At 50.5% G+C, this 17,355-nt stretch carries 14 protein-coding genes; 5 read left to right on the top strand and 9 right to left on the bottom strand.

Features of this window, described 5'->3' with window-relative positions:
- The first annotated feature begins 437 nt into the window (after positions 1-437).
- Together BIZ37_RS13200 and yjjX are read left to right on the top strand one after the other, a co-directional pair.
- Positions 438-1,076: a helix-turn-helix domain-containing protein gene (locus BIZ37_RS13200; protein ID WP_187461895.1), complete on the top strand. Its 639-nt coding sequence runs from the start codon at positions 438-440 to the stop codon at positions 1,074-1,076.
- A 111-nt stretch (positions 1,077-1,187) separates the two neighbouring features.
- Positions 1,188-1,709, top strand: coding sequence for an inosine/xanthosine triphosphatase (gene yjjX, locus BIZ37_RS13195; protein WP_187461894.1), 522 nt, complete (start codon positions 1,188-1,190; stop codon positions 1,707-1,709).
- A 111-nt stretch (positions 1,710-1,820) separates the two neighbouring features.
- Here the strand turns inward: yjjX and trpR are convergent, their stop codons facing one another.
- Both trpR and sltY read right to left on the bottom strand, forming a co-directional pair.
- Complete coding sequence (trpR, locus tag BIZ37_RS13190; protein WP_187461893.1) at positions 1,821-2,138, bottom strand: trp operon repressor; 318 nt, start codon at positions 2,136-2,138, stop codon at positions 1,821-1,823.
- Between the two features lie 83 nt (positions 2,139-2,221).
- Positions 2,222-4,183, bottom strand: a complete 1,962-nt coding sequence (gene sltY / locus BIZ37_RS13185; RefSeq protein WP_255526748.1) for a murein transglycosylase — start codon at positions 4,181-4,183, stop codon at positions 2,222-2,224.
- A 335-nt stretch (positions 4,184-4,518) separates the two neighbouring features.
- On the opposite strand from sltY, the gene ettA reads away from it, so the two are divergent.
- Positions 4,519-6,186: an energy-dependent translational throttle protein EttA gene (ettA, locus tag BIZ37_RS13180; protein WP_107301297.1), complete on the top strand. Its 1,668-nt coding sequence runs from the start codon at positions 4,519-4,521 to the stop codon at positions 6,184-6,186.
- Positions 6,187-6,290: 104 nt separating this feature from the next.
- On the opposite strand, the gene radA is transcribed toward ettA, so the two are convergent.
- Positions 6,291-7,679 (bottom strand): DNA repair protein RadA, encoded by a 1,389-nt coding sequence (gene radA, locus BIZ37_RS13175; RefSeq protein ID WP_107301298.1) that lies wholly within the window; start codon positions 7,677-7,679, stop codon positions 6,291-6,293.
- 138 nt (positions 7,680-7,817) lie between these two features.
- On the opposite strand from radA, the gene BIZ37_RS13170 reads away from it, so the two are divergent.
- Positions 7,818-10,175, top strand: coding sequence for a PilZ domain-containing protein (locus tag BIZ37_RS13170; protein WP_187461892.1), 2,358 nt, complete (start codon positions 7,818-7,820; stop codon positions 10,173-10,175).
- Between the two features lie 123 nt (positions 10,176-10,298).
- On the opposite strand, the gene serB is transcribed toward BIZ37_RS13170, so the two are convergent.
- Positions 10,299-11,264 (bottom strand): phosphoserine phosphatase, encoded by a 966-nt coding sequence (gene serB, locus BIZ37_RS13165; protein WP_187461891.1) that lies wholly within the window; start codon positions 11,262-11,264, stop codon positions 10,299-10,301.
- Between the two features lie 152 nt (positions 11,265-11,416).
- Here serB and BIZ37_RS13160 point away from each other — a divergent pair, with 152 nt between their 5' ends.
- Complete coding sequence (locus BIZ37_RS13160) at positions 11,417-12,031, top strand: YtjB family periplasmic protein (RefSeq protein ID WP_187461890.1); 615 nt, start codon at positions 11,417-11,419, stop codon at positions 12,029-12,031.
- 89 nt (positions 12,032-12,120) lie between these two features.
- Here the strand turns inward: BIZ37_RS13160 and deoD are convergent, their stop codons facing one another.
- The 5 genes from deoD to BIZ37_RS13135 all read right to left on the bottom strand — a co-directional run bounded on the left by deoD (position 12,121) and on the right by BIZ37_RS13135 (position 17,128).
- Positions 12,121-12,846, bottom strand: coding sequence for a purine-nucleoside phosphorylase (gene deoD / locus BIZ37_RS13155; protein ID WP_107301302.1), 726 nt, complete (start codon positions 12,844-12,846; stop codon positions 12,121-12,123).
- Positions 12,847-12,995: 149 nt separating this feature from the next.
- Positions 12,996-14,216 (bottom strand): phosphopentomutase, encoded by a 1,221-nt coding sequence (locus BIZ37_RS13150; protein WP_187461889.1) that lies wholly within the window; start codon positions 14,214-14,216, stop codon positions 12,996-12,998.
- A gap of 10 nt (positions 14,217-14,226) precedes the next feature.
- The gene (gene deoA, locus BIZ37_RS13145) at positions 14,227-15,558 is read right to left on the bottom strand and encodes a thymidine phosphorylase (protein ID WP_187461888.1); all 1,332 of its coding nucleotides are present in this window, start codon (positions 15,556-15,558) and stop codon (positions 14,227-14,229) included.
- Positions 15,559-15,752: 194 nt separating this feature from the next.
- A complete protein-coding gene (deoC, locus tag BIZ37_RS13140) occupies positions 15,753-16,526 on the bottom strand; it encodes a deoxyribose-phosphate aldolase (protein ID WP_187461887.1) in 774 nt (257 codons plus the stop codon).
- Positions 16,527-16,957: 431 nt separating this feature from the next.
- Positions 16,958-17,128 (bottom strand): XapX domain-containing protein, encoded by a 171-nt coding sequence (locus BIZ37_RS13135; protein ID WP_107301306.1) that lies wholly within the window; start codon positions 17,126-17,128, stop codon positions 16,958-16,960.
- Positions 17,129-17,355: the final 227 nt, after the last annotated feature.

Here is a 17,355-nt window from a genome sequence, read left to right as displayed (position 1 = left end):
GCTAGCTATCCTCGCCTCATCAAACTCCATTCCCTAAACCACGCCAATCAATAATCACAACACATAGCCTTATTCAGTCGGTTTATTACTCCAGCCACTCTGTTAATATACGACTTAAAAATGAAACCAAACCATTATTTTTCAATAACATAAAATTAAAACAATAAGCAAAAACCAACGATAGCTATCAATAAGCCCTTGCTATAAATCCTCACAAAAAGTGATCTCGGTTCAACAAACCCACCACCAATCTTATTTTATTTTGCGAATTTTGTTCCCTTTTTTGCACATCTGAAAAAAAACTGATATTCCCACAACGAAACCAATCGCATTTTTTATACCCGCCAGATCCCCCGTTTGCTGTTAGCAGTAAAATCAATATGACATTTAAGAATGCGTTTTTGCATCAACAAGATTTGAGCGGGAAGCTAGTGAGTATGGAATATTTAGAAAGAATCAAACGATTAGCGAAAGTCCAAGGGATCAGCCAGAAGCAGCTGGGTGAAGCCCTTGACCTCCAGCAAGGTACAATGAGCCGAAAGCTATCAGGTAAATACGGTATCGAAGTCCGTGAGCTTGAGAAAATTGCCGAAGCATTGAGCACATCAATCAGCTACTTATTAACTGGGCAGGTTGATACCGGCACCCAAGCCACTACGACAATTAACAGTAACGAGGGTCAAGGAACCACCAGCACCTATATCCCAATTATCCACCGCAAAGATTTCACTTCCTTTCGGGGTGGATCATCAGTGGACGTGATCAGCAAGCGTGCCATTCCACAGCACTTACTGCGTGAGGATTGCTTGGGGCTGCTGGTTGATAACGAAAATATCTCGCAGTGCGCGCCAGTAGGCAGCTACGCCCTTGCTACAAAGACAGCAAATTACCGCCCCAAACAACCGGTATTTGCTTCTGTTCGAGGTAGTGAGCCCGATTTCTACCACATGACACAACTGGCAGATGGGGTGGTGTTTTCGACCTCGCAACCGGATTTCCCGAACTTGTTCGTCAACAACGATGAGTTCCAAATCCATGGCTACATCATCCAATCAGACTGGGCCTACGACCGTTAATCCATGTCCCGGAATGCTGTTCATGAAAAGCCACCCTCAATACGATATGGCGGCGTGACATCACGCTGCCAAGTATTAGAATAGTAAGCACTCAGATAATGGATGTTTGCTATGCCCAAGATAATTGTCGCCTCAACCAATCCCGCCAAAATTTCTGCCGTCGAAGACGCGTTCAAGCACACCTTCCCAGATAGCCAGTTTTCTATCGAAGGGATCAGTGTCGACAGTGGTGTCCGTGACCAGCCGATGTGTGCCGATGAAACCTTGCAGGGGGCAAGAAACCGCGTTAGCAATGCACGCCAAGCTGCACCTGACGCTGACTATTACGTTGGCCTTGAAGCCGGTATTGATGGTCTATTCACCTTTGCTTGGATGGTTATCGAAAGCGGTAACAACCGGGGAGAAGCCCGTTCGGCCTCGCTCCCACTGCCCCCTCTAGCACTGGAGAAATTACATCAGGGCGAAGAGTTGGGCGATGTAATGGATGAAATGTTCAACCAAACCAATATCAAACAGAAAGGCGGTGCCATTGCGATGCTGACCAACCACCTGTTAAGCCGCAGCTCGGTATACCAGCAAGCGTTGATCTTGGCGTTGATCCCGTTTATCCATCCGACATTGTTCGCAAAATAAATTAAGTGATACCACTATGCTTTCAAAGCAAGTGGAGGGATCTCGCAGAAAACAAAAGGCCCTAGGCTGTAGTAGCGCTAGGGGCCTTTTCAGTAACTGTCCTTTCGGAGATTACGCGTTCGGACTTTGCTCTTTGAGCAGGGCAGAGAGCCACGCCTTGGTGTCTTCATCATGGTGCTTAAGCTCATTAGAACCACGGGTGATTGTCGCCACGCCGACGCCAAGCAGTTCACTGATTTTGCGCTGGCTATGCTCACCGTTAAGCAATTCATGCAGAATATTCACTCGGGACAATAGCACCGACCTTTCGTCGGGCGTCAATAGCAGCCTCAGCAAGGTATCGTCCTTGTGCTCGGTCGTTGCCTGACGCAAGATATCAACCACCTGTTGCCACTCGGTAAATTCCGGGGTTTCTTGAATATTCGACATGTCATCCTCATTTGATGTACTCGTTCTCGAGTACTGATTCTATCCCTTTAACCACCGACAACCTAGCCCTTGGCAAAAAAAAGCTAATACTTGGTGCTGAGCTCATTCTCCGTCAGCAATGGCACCGGGCTTTTAGTCAAATCACCATAGTAAATCTCGAACATCAACAGATTCTGGACATACCCACGGGTTTCATTGAACGGTATCGCCTCGATAAATGCATAGACATCCAATCGCTCATCCGTCCCTCTGCGCCAACGGGTCACCCTACTCGGGCCTGCGTTGTAAGCAGCAAAGGCAAAGATCCGGTTATTGTCATATTGCTCAAGCATCATTTTCAGATAACCACTGCCAAGGCGAATATTGACGCCGGGATCAAACAGGCTGTTTTTTCCTTCGTAGTTGCGCCCTAGCTTCTTAGCCGTTTCCTTGGCGGTGGCCGGCATCAGCTGCATCAAACCGCGGGCACCAACCGGCGAGACCGCCTCGATATTGAGCGCACTTTCCTGGCGAGCCAATGCCATCATGGTGGTTACCGGCAAATCACGTTTCTTGCTAAAGAAATCAAACCACCACTTATGGGCAATCGGGAAGCGCAACTCGACGTATTCCCACAACTGGCCGGAAATAGTCGCCTGTACCGCGAGATGATGCCACTTATTGATAGAGGCATAAGAAGCCAAGGCTACAATCTGATCGTGATCCAGCCCGCGCAGCAAATAGTGCCATTCGCGGTTTGCCGCTAGCAGCTTATCGGTGGCGATAAGCTCTTTGACCCGTGCCAGGGTCTGCTCGTATTCCTTCACATCGGTACGGTAATCACCCGCGGTTTTCACCGGATAGGTGATCGGTTTACCCAGTACAGTCGCAGCTGCGGCGCTGTAGAAATCGCGCTGACCCAAGATCTGATTATACTTTTCTTCAGCCAACGCCTTGTCACCGTCACGCTCTGCCAAGCGGGCCTGCCAAAACGTCCAGCGAGTCGTCTGCTTGGCCTTGTCTGGTAGACGGCTCACCCACAACTCAACTTCTTGCCACTTGTCTTCGCGCATAGCTTGGCGGATACGTCGCTCAAGCAAGCTGATATTGGTACTTTTCGCCAACGCATTATCACGCCATTTCTGAAGCTGTTCATCATCTGTCGCCATCAGCCTACTGGCGGTATAGTCTGCCAGGGATTGGCGCTTGGCTTCCTCAAAATGCTGGCCCTGAACGGTGTTGTGATACTGCTTTACTGCTTCCTTCACATTACTGCGGACCAACTTTTTATAAGCCAGTTCCGTGAGGTTCTGATTGAAAGGTGTCACTTTGCTGCGCTTGGAGAATGCCGCTACCCCTTGGGGCTTATCGAAAAGGTCCATCACCGCCTTGCCTGACTGCTTGCTCTTGGCCCCCAACTGTTTGTTAAGATAGTTGAGCCTGCCTCGGTTCCCCTCTCCGTAAACCAACAGCATACGATCGAGCACGAGTGCATCAGTCCGCTTACCTGCTTTTTGCCAAGCATTAAGTAGCGGATCACAGGCGTCATGAGTCGATTTACCTGTTAGCCACAAGGCTTGCGCCCCCTGCCAAGCAACGTCTTTGTTGCCGAGTTTGCTCTGGGCATAATAGTAATGGCAACGCAATACTTGGCTGCGCGGCGGCATAGGCTGAACTTCAACAAAGCTCTCCCAGCGTTCCGTTCTTGCTAGGTGGTTGAGATAGCGATCCTTGACCGTGGTACTGAACGGCAAGGCTGAGAATTGCTCAATAAACGCCTCAACTTCACTGGGAGACTTGGCATACAGGGTTTGAATAAACTCACGGTAATCCAGATAAGGCGTCAACGGGTAGTCATCCAAACTACCGCGAAGTTTTTTGTACGCCGCCTCATCATTTTCTTCCAAGGCGACTTGCGCCTGCTCGTAGCGTACACGCTGTTGTTCAAGAGTTGATGCCTGCATCAATGGCGATAGCAGCAAGCCAACCGACAGCACAAGACCTGAAATTACTTTAAGGTTTTTATTGCTATACACAGCACCCTTCCATTCGTTGTCCATATTCATTCAGGCCATAACCTGTGTGTTTTATTGCATATAAATTCCATCACTACAAGCCTCTGCAACGTGCAGGGCTGGCGCCAATAACCTTCAGGCGGCCCAATATTGAGCGTAATACCAAATTGTCGATTTTAATAATCGCGATTGCCGACGGCCAACAAAAATTTAACACCACAATGTTGCAGGAAATCGCACGGTAAAATGTCACCCGACACACAAAGATTCGAGCAGAGTGGTACCTTAACGCTCAGTTGGGGCACTAATTATGAACATTGCTGTTAAACTTATGTCCAGAACAGGTAAAATACCCCTTTCATTTAGTTTAGAGATCGCAAACGGATATGGCTGAATACGTCTATACCATGTCGCGCGTGGGCAAAATCGTCCCACCTAAGCGTCAAATCCTAAAAGATATTTCATTGAGCTTCTTCCCTGGCGCCAAGATTGGTGTTCTGGGTCTGAACGGTGCCGGTAAATCTACCCTGCTACGCATCATGGCAGGTATCGATACCGATATCGAAGGTGAAGCACGCCCACAGGCTGGCCTTAAGGTAGGTTACCTACCTCAGGAACCGGTACTGGATGAAGAAAAGACCGTACGTGAAGTGGTTGAAGAGTCAGTAGCTGACGTGAAAGATGCCCTGACGCGTCTTGATGCTGTTTACGCAGCATACGCTGAAGAAGGTGCAGACTTCGACAAGCTGGCCAAAGAGCAGGGTGAACTAGAAGCCCTGATCGAAACCAAAGACGGCCACAACCTAGAGATGCAGCTAGAGCGTGCAGCTGACGCCCTTCGCCTGCCTGAATGGGATGCGCAAATCAAACACCTATCAGGTGGTGAGCGTCGCCGTGTCGCTATCTGTCGCCTACTGCTAGACAAGCCAGACATGCTGCTGCTTGACGAACCAACCAACCACCTTGATGCAGAATCTGTAGCTTGGCTTGAGCACTTCCTAGTTGACTACAGCGGTACCGTTGTGGCGATTACCCACGACCGTTACTTCCTAGATAACGCTGCAGGCTGGATTCTGGAACTTGACCGTGGTGAAGGTATTCCATGGGAAGGTAACTACACCTCTTGGCTTGAGCAGAAAGATGCCCGTCTGAAGCAAGAAGCCTCGCAAGAGAAAGCTCGCCAAAAGACCATCGAGAAAGAGCTTGAGTGGGTCCGCCAGAACCCTAAAGGTCGCCAGGCGAAATCAAAGGCCCGTATGGCGCGCTTTGAAGAGCTGAATACAAGTGATCACCAAAAGCGTAACGAAACCAACGAGCTGTTCATCCCGCCAGGTGAGCGCTTGGGTGACAAGGTTATCGAAGTGAACAACCTGACCAAGTCATTTGGTGATCGTGTTCTTATCGATGACCTATCGTTCAGCATGCCAAAAGGTGCGATCGTCGGTATCATCGGTGCCAACGGTGCTGGTAAATCAACGCTATTCAAGATGCTAAGCGGCACAGAGCAGCCAGACTCTGGTTCTATCGAGCTGGGTGAGACTGTAAGCCTTGCATCTGTTGATCAGTTCCGCGACAGCATGAACGACAACAACACGGTTTACCAAGAGATCTCCGAAGGCGCGGATATCATCAAGATCAACAACTTTGAAATCCAAGCGCGTGCTTACTGCTCTCGCTTCAACTTCAAAGGCAGCGATCAGCAAAAACGCATCGGCGACCTGTCTGGTGGTGAGCGTAACCGTGTCCACCTTGCCAAACTGCTTAAAGCCGGCGGCAACGTACTGCTACTCGATGAGCCAACCAACGACCTTGACGTTGAAACGCTACGTGCACTAGAAGAAGCCCTTCTTGAGTTCCCTGGCTGTGCCATGGTTATCTCGCACGACCGTTGGTTCCTTGACCGTATCGCTACCCACATTCTTGACTACCGTGACGAAGGCCAGGTTAACTTCTACGAAGGTAACTACACCGAGTACACGGATTGGCTGAAGAAAACACTGGGCGCGCAAGCGGCTGAGCCACACCGTATCAAGTACAAGCGTATTGCTAAGTAATTCGCGCGTATCTCCAGATACAAAAAGGGCTGCATCATGCAGCCCTTTCTTTTATCGAATATTTTGCCCTGTGCGAAAATGACTAAAGCGCCTCGTACCCGAAACTAGAGTGCCACGCGTTCGAACGCCGTTAGGGCTTCCTGCAAATCTTCCACTGCAATGATTTCGATCCCCGGGATTTGTCGGCTGGCATTGGCCTTAGGGACAATTGCGCGGGTAAAGCCTTGCTTAACGGCTTCGCGGATACGCTCCACGCCATTGGCTGCCGGGCGGATATCGGCATTTAGGCCAATCTCACCAAACACCAGTACATCCTGCGGTACAGGGGCATTTTTAAAGCTGGAGAAAATCGCCAGCAAGACTGCCAAGTCCGCTGAGGTCTCTTCGATTTTGATCCCGCCGACACAGTTAACGAAGATATCCATATCCGACAGCATGACCCCGCCATGGCGCGCCAAAACCGCTATCGACATCGCCAAGCGGTTGTTGTCGTAACCGACGGTTAGACGGCGTGGATTCTCAGTCACCGAGTTGTTACACAGAGCCTGAATTTCCACCAACAACGGCCGGGTACCTTCCCACAGCGTGGTACAGACCGAACCGGCATGGTTCTTGTCCGAGCGGCTGAGGAAAATCGCTGATGGGTTCTTGACCTGCTTCATTCCCGTTTCCGTCATAGCGAAGAAACAGGATTCGGAGTCAGCACCGAAACGGTTCTTCGAGGTACGCAAAACACGGAACTTCTCATCAGCCGTCGATGATAGGGCAAACAGACCATCAACAATGTGGATAAGCTGCATCGGGCCGGCCACGTTCGAGTCTTTGTTGATGTGGCCGACAATCATGAAGGTCACCCCTTCAGTTTTGGCAAAACGCGTCAGAGCCGCTGCCGACTCCTTGACCTGGCTTGGGCTACCAGCTGCCGAATCGTTATGGGCAACGGTCATAGTCTGGATCGAGTCAATGATCACAAACTCGGCTTTCTGGGCCCTGATATGTTCGATGATAGCTTCCACCGACGTCTCGGCCACTACATTTATGTTGTCGAGGTTCTGGGTACCCAAGCGCTTGGCTCGCTGGGAGATCTGGTGGATCGATTCCTCACCCGAGACATAAAGTGACGACTTGGTCGCAGCAACAGAACCAATGCTCTGCAGTAACAAGGTCGACTTACCGGCACCGGGATCACCGCACAACAACAGCACCGAGCCCGGTACGATACCGCCGCCAAACACCCGGTCCAGTTCGGAAATCCCCGAGCTGTAGCGCGGTAGATCTTTGCTCTCGACCTCCGATAGCTTCTGCACCTTAGTGGCAGAACCTGCGTAACTGCTGGTCGCGCCAGCCGCTCCGCCCCCCACGGCTGAACGGGTTTTGGGAACTGTGAACTCAGTTATCGTATTCCACGCTGCACACGCGCTACACTGGCCCTGCCAGCGGGGGAAGTCTGCGCCACAATCACTACACACATAGGCCCGCTTGGTTTTTGCCATGATTCACCTTGATATAATTTGGTTAAACACATCTTGGAAACAGATGTAGAATAGAGCTTGCCTGTAGGTTGAAGAAAAGCTCAACTCATTAGGAAATATGCCGATAATAAACGAAGAATGAGATAATCAAAAATAACTATGGTGCTAGACGATTACAAAGGACTGATTGAAAGGCTGATCCCTGTCTACGATAGCGAGGATTTCGACGACGTCTTCCAAATGATGACCGAAGGCGAGGACGGCCCTACCCGGCTGCAGCTGAAAATGGAATTGCACCGTATCATGACGCCATGCATGAAAGCGGTTGACCTGCGCGGACGTGTCCAGGGCGAATGCCGTCCCTACCAACTCAATGGCCGGGAGCATTGGCTTGATGATGTTGCTATCAACACCTACCACAAACGGATAAAAACCTTTGGTAACCAGTTCCGGGTAGGCCTATACGAAGCACTGATGAACACCCGCAATAACTTCCGGGTTATGCACCAGCAGGGGAAAATGCAACCTAAGCCGGCCCCCAAAGTAGAACAACAGCCAGACAATCCATTGGTTGCCCCATTGATCCGGTTTGGCCACTACCTGACCCGTAACGAAAACCGCTGGCAAATCGCCACGCCTGTCAGTTTGGAGCTTCCCCTAAGCCAAGTCGTCAACGGGATCAGTGCCGATTTATCGTATTCCGGAGCCAAGTTCAAAGTCCCTGCCGCGTTCAACTACAAGCTCGGTATGACGATTGTTGTCCGCTTCCCCAAACTGGCGGAACAGCTGGGTGATGCTCGCTTGGTCAAGGGGATGAGCTACCGTATCCTGGGGATTGATGAGAACCCGGATAACGACAGCTACAAATGGCTGCGATTAAAGCTATTGAGCGATAATGCCCTTATCAAATCCGTCATTGATTACGGCCTCAGCCAGTCGCAAAACCGAACAAGGCATAATTACGAAGACAAGATTATCCAGATCCGCACCCGTGGTTACGAGCACTGCTTTCTCAAGCACAGTACCAGCCTACCTGTCTTCTTGTCTGGTACCCAGCTAACCTATTGCTTGCTGACCCAATACAATCGCCACATTTGGTCACATTGGCACGATGAAAGAAACCAGCCGGTGCTCAACCACCTGATCTCAGCTGATCGTCTAGCCAGCTTGGGGAAAGCCGGTCTTAAGCAATCTAGCACCCTGCTCTACAGCTTCAGTCATGAGCACGACGGCAAGACCTTCTACTATTCAGCCGCCCTACCAGAGATGAACGCTGAACAGCGCCGGCTGTTTTGGCATATCGGGGCACAGCGAGACAGCTGGCGGGTAATGCGCCTTAGCCTTCAGCCTATCGATCAGGAGGATATCGAAAGCCTAAAAAGTATCGCTCCGGATATGGTCGATAAGCTTAGTTCGCTGACCCATGTCGGTGTATTGCAGGATCTGACCAACGAGGAAGCCCAGCAGGACTACCGCTTGAGTATCAAACCGCAGCTTCCGAGCAAAACCTTGCAGGCCTTCCGTCACCCCCGCAACCCGGTGGCATCGGCCAAAGCGGTATACTTTGACCCAAGGCCGCAACGAAAAGAAGACAGGTACCTGTTTGATACTTCTATTATCCTCAACACTGATAACAGTGCAGCTGTTACGGGGCAGAGTATCGACTTCTCGACCCGCGGGCTGAATATCAAGCTTTCAGCACCAGTAGCCCTGCGCCGTGGCGACCAGGTGCTGGTGTCATTCCCTGGGCTACAGAAAAGCAACAAGAACGCACCTTTGAACCAGGTACCCTATAGCGTTGTCAGGGTTAGCCCGGACTACAGCAATATCCAGTTAACCACAGGCTCGGGCACCCTTGCCGCTCAAAGTGAGCACTTCCTGCGCAAGCTTATCCTTCACAATGAAAATAAGTTAGTGATGGCAGAGGAAAAGCTGCCACAGGGGGAGCTCTTGCTCGCTATGCACCAGATGCTACTGACGAGGCTCAAAACAGTCCCGTACTTCGCCGAAAAGGTTGACCATAAAATCCGGCTGAAAGCGGTCGGCTGTAATTTCCCCCCTCCGCCACAGGTCAAGTTGTTCAGCCAACTGGCCGCTGGGCAGGAGTGTTCGCTCGAGCCGCTATTTCGCAACCGGATCAAACGGATGCTGGCTGAAACTATGCGCCCGGTTGAGATAAACCAGCCCTATGTCCATGAACTCTATCTTGCGATAGAGCAAAAGAACGGCCAAGCACCGAGGGTAGAGGCCAAACTGTTAGATGAATTCAGAACTATCGAGGAGCGGATCGCCTATATCAAGCAGGCGAAATCTACGGGCAGCTTTATGGCACTGAGGTTAACCGCAGCACCGGTGTTGAGCCCTATGACGGCGCTGATAGGCAAGGAACTAGGTGATCTCGCCCGTCTGGTATTACACCGGGCAAGAGCCTTGGAGCAGGAGCTCAATTGCGTGATTGGCAGCGGTGAAATTCAAGATGTTACCGATGAAGTGCTGATCAGGCTGGAGATTAAGTGACTGGCTAACCCATAAAAATAGCTCTGAGCGGATAGCACAGAGCTATTTTTTTAATCAACCATGCTTGGAATACTACTGGCCTCGAAGAGCTCTTGGCCTCGAAGTACTGTTGACTTCAAAAAGCTACCAACCGAGTTGCTGTGGCAGTAAAGATGCCGAAAGGACACAGATCAACCCACCAAGATCGGCATAACGAATGGCAACAGGTGCTTCGTCTTCCACTTTTGGCTTGGCATGATAGGCAACCCCTAGGCCCGCAGCATTGATCATCACCAGATCATTAGCACCATCGCCAATGGCCACAGTATTGTGTGGGGCAATGTCATACTGCTCGGCTAGGCTTCTCAATATCGACGCTTTCGCTTGTGCATCAACCACCTCGCCCAATACCTTGCCAGTCAACTTACCATCGACAATCTCCAGCGTGTTCGACTGGGCATGGGCAAGATCAAGCTCCTGCTTGAGGTGATCAGAAAAGTAAGTAAAACCACCCGATGCAATTGCCGCCTTCCAACCATAATGATGCAAGGTTGCCACCAACTCTCGTAGCTCAGGCATAAATGGTAACTGGCTTTTGACCTGTTCAAGGATCGAGGCATCACTACCCGACAATGTTGCCACACGTTGGCGCAGGCTTTGCTCAAAATCAAGCTCACCCTGCATGGCCCGCTCCGTGACCTCTGCTACCTGCTCGCCGACACCGGCCAATACTGCAATCTCATCGATACATTCGATCTCTATGGCTGTCGAGTCCATATCCATCACCACAAGGCCAGGCTCGCGCAGGTCGGGAAGCTGGCTCAAATCGGCAATATCAAGCTGTGCATGGGAGACACATTGCTCCAGCAAAAGCGAGTAAGGTGTTGCCAACAGCAAACAATCATACTGACCAACTTTCCACGCGGCAGTCAGTTCTAGCGATTCGCCATAGGCCTCCTCGATTGCCTGGACCGCGACAGCATCAATAGAGCGACCATAAACCAAGGTCGTGGAACGCTGCCGGTCAAGGTTTGTCGCCGACACCACTTCCGGGAACCGTTGGAGTAACGAGGTATGTTTCCTAATCTTGAGCACTTGCAAACCATCCATGTTAAAGTAAACGCCTAATTATCCAAGTGACTTCAAGATGCAGGATTTAACATGAACCGAGCATATTGAAGTCGCTTGGTTAAACAACTTACCCTATTGCAAATTACCAGGGCAAGCCCAAAGATGAGATTGGTCTTGAATGCACCGCTGATATGATGAAGAAAAAACATACCCAATTCCAAAAAGCCTGGCGGCTATTCATCCTGTTCGGCTGCCTTGCGGCACTGATCACCATGGTTGAATACGGCTCCAATCTGGCCAAGCAGAACTACCGCACCCTGAGCGATCAAACCCAACAACTCTCGCGTTTGGTCGTACGCCAAGCTGCCGATACCGCAGCGGCTGATGTGATAGAGAAAAACCAAGACCGGCTTCAGTTATTGGTCGAGCAACTGGCCAAAGAGCCATTACTGCTCGATGCCAGTATCTACGATCTGGAAGGCGTAACACTGGCCAAAAGCCAAGATGCCCTGCCTCTGCCTCAGGTAACCGGGCTATCGACACCACTCGCTGTTGCCAGCTATGGCCGCCAGCAGTTGATTGAACCTATCTTGAGCCAACACCAAGTGGTGGGTTTTGTCCGCATCACCCTTGAGCATGACAAGCTTATAGCCGAAACTATGGCGGATATCGATGCCATCACCAACATTATCCGTGCACTGATTGCCAGTGCGATGGTGATCGGCTTCCTGCTGGCCATGACCTTCGGCAACCGCAAGGAAAAATGGCACTTCCCTATCTTGCTCAGCAATGACAAGAGCGACTAACTTGGTTAGTGATTGCGAACAAGGACTTAACCGTAATAAAAAAGGGCTTGCCAGTGGCAAGCCCTTTTAATGTCATTGTTCTGCCGCTGTTACGCTTCGTCAGCGTCGCCCAGTAGAACAGATTCCAGCGCGATTTCCATCATGTCGTTGAAGGTTAGCTGACGCTCTTCAGATGTTGTCGCTTCGCCACGTAGGATGTGGTCTGAAACCGTACAGATAGTCAATGCTTTTGCACCGAACTCAGCCGCCAGGCCGTAGATGCCTGCAGCTTCCATTTCAACACCTACGATGCCGTATTTCTTCATGGTCTGGAAGAAATCGAAATCTGGGTTGTAGAATAGATCGGCAGAGAAGATGTTGCCTACCTTCACGTCTACGCCTTTCGCTTTTGCTGCATCAACCGCATTCTGTACCATGCCGAAATCAGCCAGCGCTGCAAAATCGTGGTCGCCGAAACGGATACGGTTAACTTTTGAGTCAGTCGATGCACCCATACCGATAACAACATCACGCAGGTTCACGTCATCACGCACTGCACCACAGCTACCCACACGGATGATTTTCTTCACGCCGTAGTCTTTGATCAGCTCAGTTGCGTAGATAGAACAAGAAGGGATACCCATACCGTGACCCATTACAGAGATCTTACGGCCTTTGTAAGTACCGGTGTAACCGAACATGTTACGTACGTTACACACTTCTTTTGCGTCATCTAGGAACGTTTCTGCAATGTACTTGGCACGTAGCGGATCGCCCGGCATCAGTACTACGTCTGCAAAGTCACCCATTTCAGCATTAATGTGAGGAGTAGCCATCGTTATTTCCTTTCTGTCATCTGTTGGTTTTTTGCATTACCAACTCAATGTAATCTTGTCTTGCAAACACTGTTTCGATCTAGGACAAATATAGACCGAAACAGTAAAAAGAATCGTACTTTTGGGCAGGATTCACCTGCCCATGCTTGTTATAGGAATGACTTACCGTATTCCATGTCAGAGGTACCGAAGTACTCTGCCAAGCTCTGGCCGATATCGGCAAAGGTGTCGCGGCGGCCTAGGGAGCCTGCAGCGATTTTCGGGCCTGATACCAAGACAGGTATGTGTTCACGGGTATGGTCTGTACCTTCCCATGTAGGATCACAACCGTGGTCGGCCGTTAGGATCAACACATCATCTTCCTGCAGCAGTTCAATGATCTCAGGAAGTCGCTTGTCGAAGTATTCCAGCGCCGCTGCGTAACCAGCAACATCACGGCGGTGACCGTAGGCTGAGTCAAAGTCAACGAAGTTAGTGAAGACGATAGTGTTATCACCCGCTTCCTTGATTTGCTCCAGTGTCGCTTCAAAAAGAGCAGGAATACCTGTAGCTTTGACTTTCTTGGTGATGCCACAACCTGCATAGATATCAGAGATCTTACCGATTGACACCACGTCACCCTGTTTCTCGTCTACCAGTTTCTGCAGTACAGTTGCTGATGGCGGCTCAACAGATAGGTCACGACGATTACCGGTACGCTCGAACTGACCTTTACCAGGACCAATAAACGGACGGGCAATGACACGACCAATATTGTAGTCTTCCAGCTCCTCACGAGCGATTTGGCATAGCTCTAGAAGGCGGTCAAGACCAAATGTTTCTTCGTGACAGGCGATCTGGAATACCGAGTCAGCCGAGGTGTAGAAAATTGGCATGCCGGTTTTCATGTGCTCTTCGCCCAGGTCATCCAGCACCTGAGTACCAGACGCATGGCAGTTACCCAAGAAACCTGGCAGGCCTGCACGCTCAAGGATGCGGTCAGTCAGCTCTTTCGGGAAGCTGTTTGCTTTATCGGTGAAGTAGCCCCAGTCAAACAATACTGGAACACCTGCGATTTCCCAGTGACCAGATGGTGTGTCCTTACCCGAAGACAACTCAGCAGCATGGGCAAAAGCACCCGTGATTTCGGCATCGGCATCTAGGCCCTCAGGGAAGTAGCCCGAAGATTCTTCACAAGCCTTGCCCAAACCTAGCTTGTTAAGGTTTGGTAGGTGTAGCTTACCGCTGCGCTGGCCGTTGTCCGCTTCACCACGGGCACAAGCTTTAGCAATGTGGCCTAGGGTGTTGGAACCTACATCGCCAAACTTAACGGCATCTTCTGTAGCGCCAATACCGAATGAATCTAGAACAAGAATAATAGAACGTTTCATGATGACTCCATTAAACATCTTCTGGGCGAACACGACGGTAAACTTCAGGTGTCGGCTCAGGTTTCTTATCAGAAATAGTAATCGCAGCACGCACTGCCTTGGCCGCTTCTTCCCACTGCGCTTCGTTACGCGCGTGGATCACAGCAAGAGGTTTGTCGCCATTCGCTTCGTCGCCAAGGCGGATCATATCACTCAGGCCAACAGCGTAGTCGATAGTGTCAGAAGCCACACGGCGACCGCCGCCCATACCAACAACAGCCATACCCAGCGCGCGGGTGTCCATGGCAAACGCGTAACCTGTGGTTTCGGCGTATACCGGCTTAACCAGTTCAGCCGTTTCTAGGTAGTTGTCGTAGTTGGTCATGAAGTCTTCTGGACCACCCAGGCCGGCAACCATCTTACCAAAGCACTCAGCCGCTTTACCGTTATCCAGTACCGCCTGAAGTTTCTCGCGTGCCTGCTCGATATCTGTTGCTAAACCACTGTTTACCAACATTTCAGCACACAATGCCATGGTCACTTCAAATAAGCGAGGGTTACGGAATTCACCGGTTAGGAATTGCACGGCTTCGCGAACTTCGAGTGCATTACCAGCAGTCGACGCCAGAACCTGGTTCATGTCTGTCAGCAGTGCCGTGGTCTTGGTACCCGCACCGTTTGCTACAGCAACAATAGATTTTGCCAGCTCTTCAGACGCTTCGTAAGTTGGCATGAACGCACCAGAGCCCACTTTTACGTCCATCACAAGAGAGCCAAGGCCAGCAGCCAACTTCTTCGACAGGATAGAGGCCGTGATCAGCGAGATATTATCAACCGTCGCAGTCACATCACGGGTTGCGTAAACACGCTTGTCAGCAGGTGCAAGATCGCCAGTCTGGCCGATAATTGCCACACCTGCGTCTTTGGTCACCTGACCAAACACTTCGTTGCTTGGCGTGATGTTGTAGCCAGGAATAGACTCTAGTTTATCCAGCGTACCACCTGTGTGGCCAAGGCCACGACCAGAAATCATCGGTACGTAACCGCCACACGCTGCCACCATAGGGCCAAGCATCAGTGACGTCACATCGCCCACACCACCGGTTGAGTGCTTGTCGACAATCGGGCCATCGAAGTTCATGTGATCCCAGTCGATAACCATGCCTGAGTCGCGCATTGCACAGGTTAGCGCCACACGCTCGTCCATGGTCATGTCGTTGAAGTAAATCGCCATCGCAAAAGCAGCGATCTGGCCTTCAGACACGGTATCTTTGGCGATACCCTGGATGAAGAAGTTAATTTCGTCAGCAGTTAGTTCAATGTTGTCACGTTTTTTACGGATGATTTCTTGTGGTAAATACATGGTATTCCCCAATGATATTCTTTATGTAGGGTCATGACGTTTTACCTGAATAGTTGATGATTCTCAGGTACAGGTAGCCCGTCCTTATTCCATAACCGGAGCAAGGCAAGAACCAAACAGTAAAACATCACGGATAAGTTGTGGTCGGTGACCTAAAAATAAGGTGGCAAAAATGCCACCTTACTGGAATAGAATTAGTAGCCGCCTTCAGCTGCTTTTTCGCCTTCACCTAGGGTGTGAAGCAGGTTAGCTAGCAGGCTTGATGCGCCAAAGCGGTAGTGCATGTTGTCAGCCCACTCAGCACCAAGAATGCGGTCAGCCATATCTAGGTACTGCTGTGCGTCTTCTGCAGTACGCACGCCACCAGCAGGCTTGAAGCCAACAGTTTTCTCAACACCCATGTCTTTAATCACGTTAAGCATGATTTCAGCGTATTCAGGCGTTGCGTTAACTGGCACTTTACCGGTAGATGTCTTGATGAAGTCAGCGCCTGCTTTGATTGAGATTTCAGAGGCTTGCTTGATTAGCTCTTCAGTTTTCAGCTCGCCAGTTTCGATGATCACTTTAAGCATGATATCGCCACACGCTGCTTTACACTGCTTAACCAGCTCAAAGCCAACTTCTTCATTACCTGCCATTAGGGCACGGTATGGGAAAACGACGTCAACTTCGTCTGCACCGTAAGCCACAGCCGCTTTTGTTTCAGCAACAGCGATTTCGATGTCGTCATTACCGTGCGGGAAGTTAGTTACGGTCGCGATGCGTACTTCTGGTGTACCCTGCTCACGAAGCTGCTTCTTAGCAACTGGGATAAAACGTGGGTAAATACATACGGCCGCTGTGTTGCCTACCGGGCTCTTCGCGTTCTTACACAACTCGATCACTTTTGCATCAGTGTCGTCGTCGTTCAGAGTGGTAAGATCCATTAGTTTAAGTGCACGTAGTGCAGCCGCTTTCAATTCGCTCATGACTATCTCCAGTCCAATTAGTTTCTACCAAGCTATTTCTGCTAAACAGTTACTCTACTTAGCAATAGATGCGCTTGACGGTATTCATTGCGCCACCGCCAAACGGCCCGCTTTCGCAAGCAGTATCCCGACAACCAGCCATCAGTCGACGGGGTTACGGACTTGATTCCTTGAAGACTCAGGTAAACAATGCACGCGCATTCTCCTGATTGATATCCTTTTCACCGCGTGGGAAGTAGCGTTAAGGACTTCCCAGCAAATGCGCTGTTCTGGCCTTGCCTAGCGATAGGTAACATCATGACGATGTTGGCCAGAACAGCGAAAATCAATTTGTGATGGTGCCGCTCTATAATACCAAGCAGGCCTTGTTGCCACCACGAAATATACGTTTCCCACTGTGGACAATGTGTTTACCCAACGCACAAATTTCGTCAGGTAAAAAACCGCTCGACTATCCACTGATAAGCAATCCCCCCGGCATAAACACCGAAGATGCCCATCACCCCGGAAAGCACCGGCGGAGCCGGTATCGGCAGTTTAATCGCGGAAAACAAGACGCCAACAATAAACCCAGCGACCAGCGCCAGCAGTACTTCACTCATAATCATTTCTCTGTCTGGAAAAGCACAAGAGAAAGTGTAGTCTGCCCCGCAATGAAAGTAATGGTAGCAAAGGGTTTTGCCAGAAACCGGAGCGCAATCGATTTTATGGCATCAAATAGAAACGATGAGGGGGATGTTTACTTTTTCTGTTGATGGGCGATGGGCGATGGGCGATGGGCGATGGGCGATGGGCGATGGGCGATGGGCGATGGGCGATGGGCGATGGG

Origin of the sequence: Photobacterium sp. BZF1 (assembly GCF_014349205.1) — a bacterium.
Lineage (GTDB): Bacteria > Pseudomonadota > Gammaproteobacteria > Enterobacterales > Vibrionaceae > Photobacterium.
Note: the sequence above shows the minus strand (reverse complement) of the source record. Positions and strands in the feature narration are given on the sequence as shown.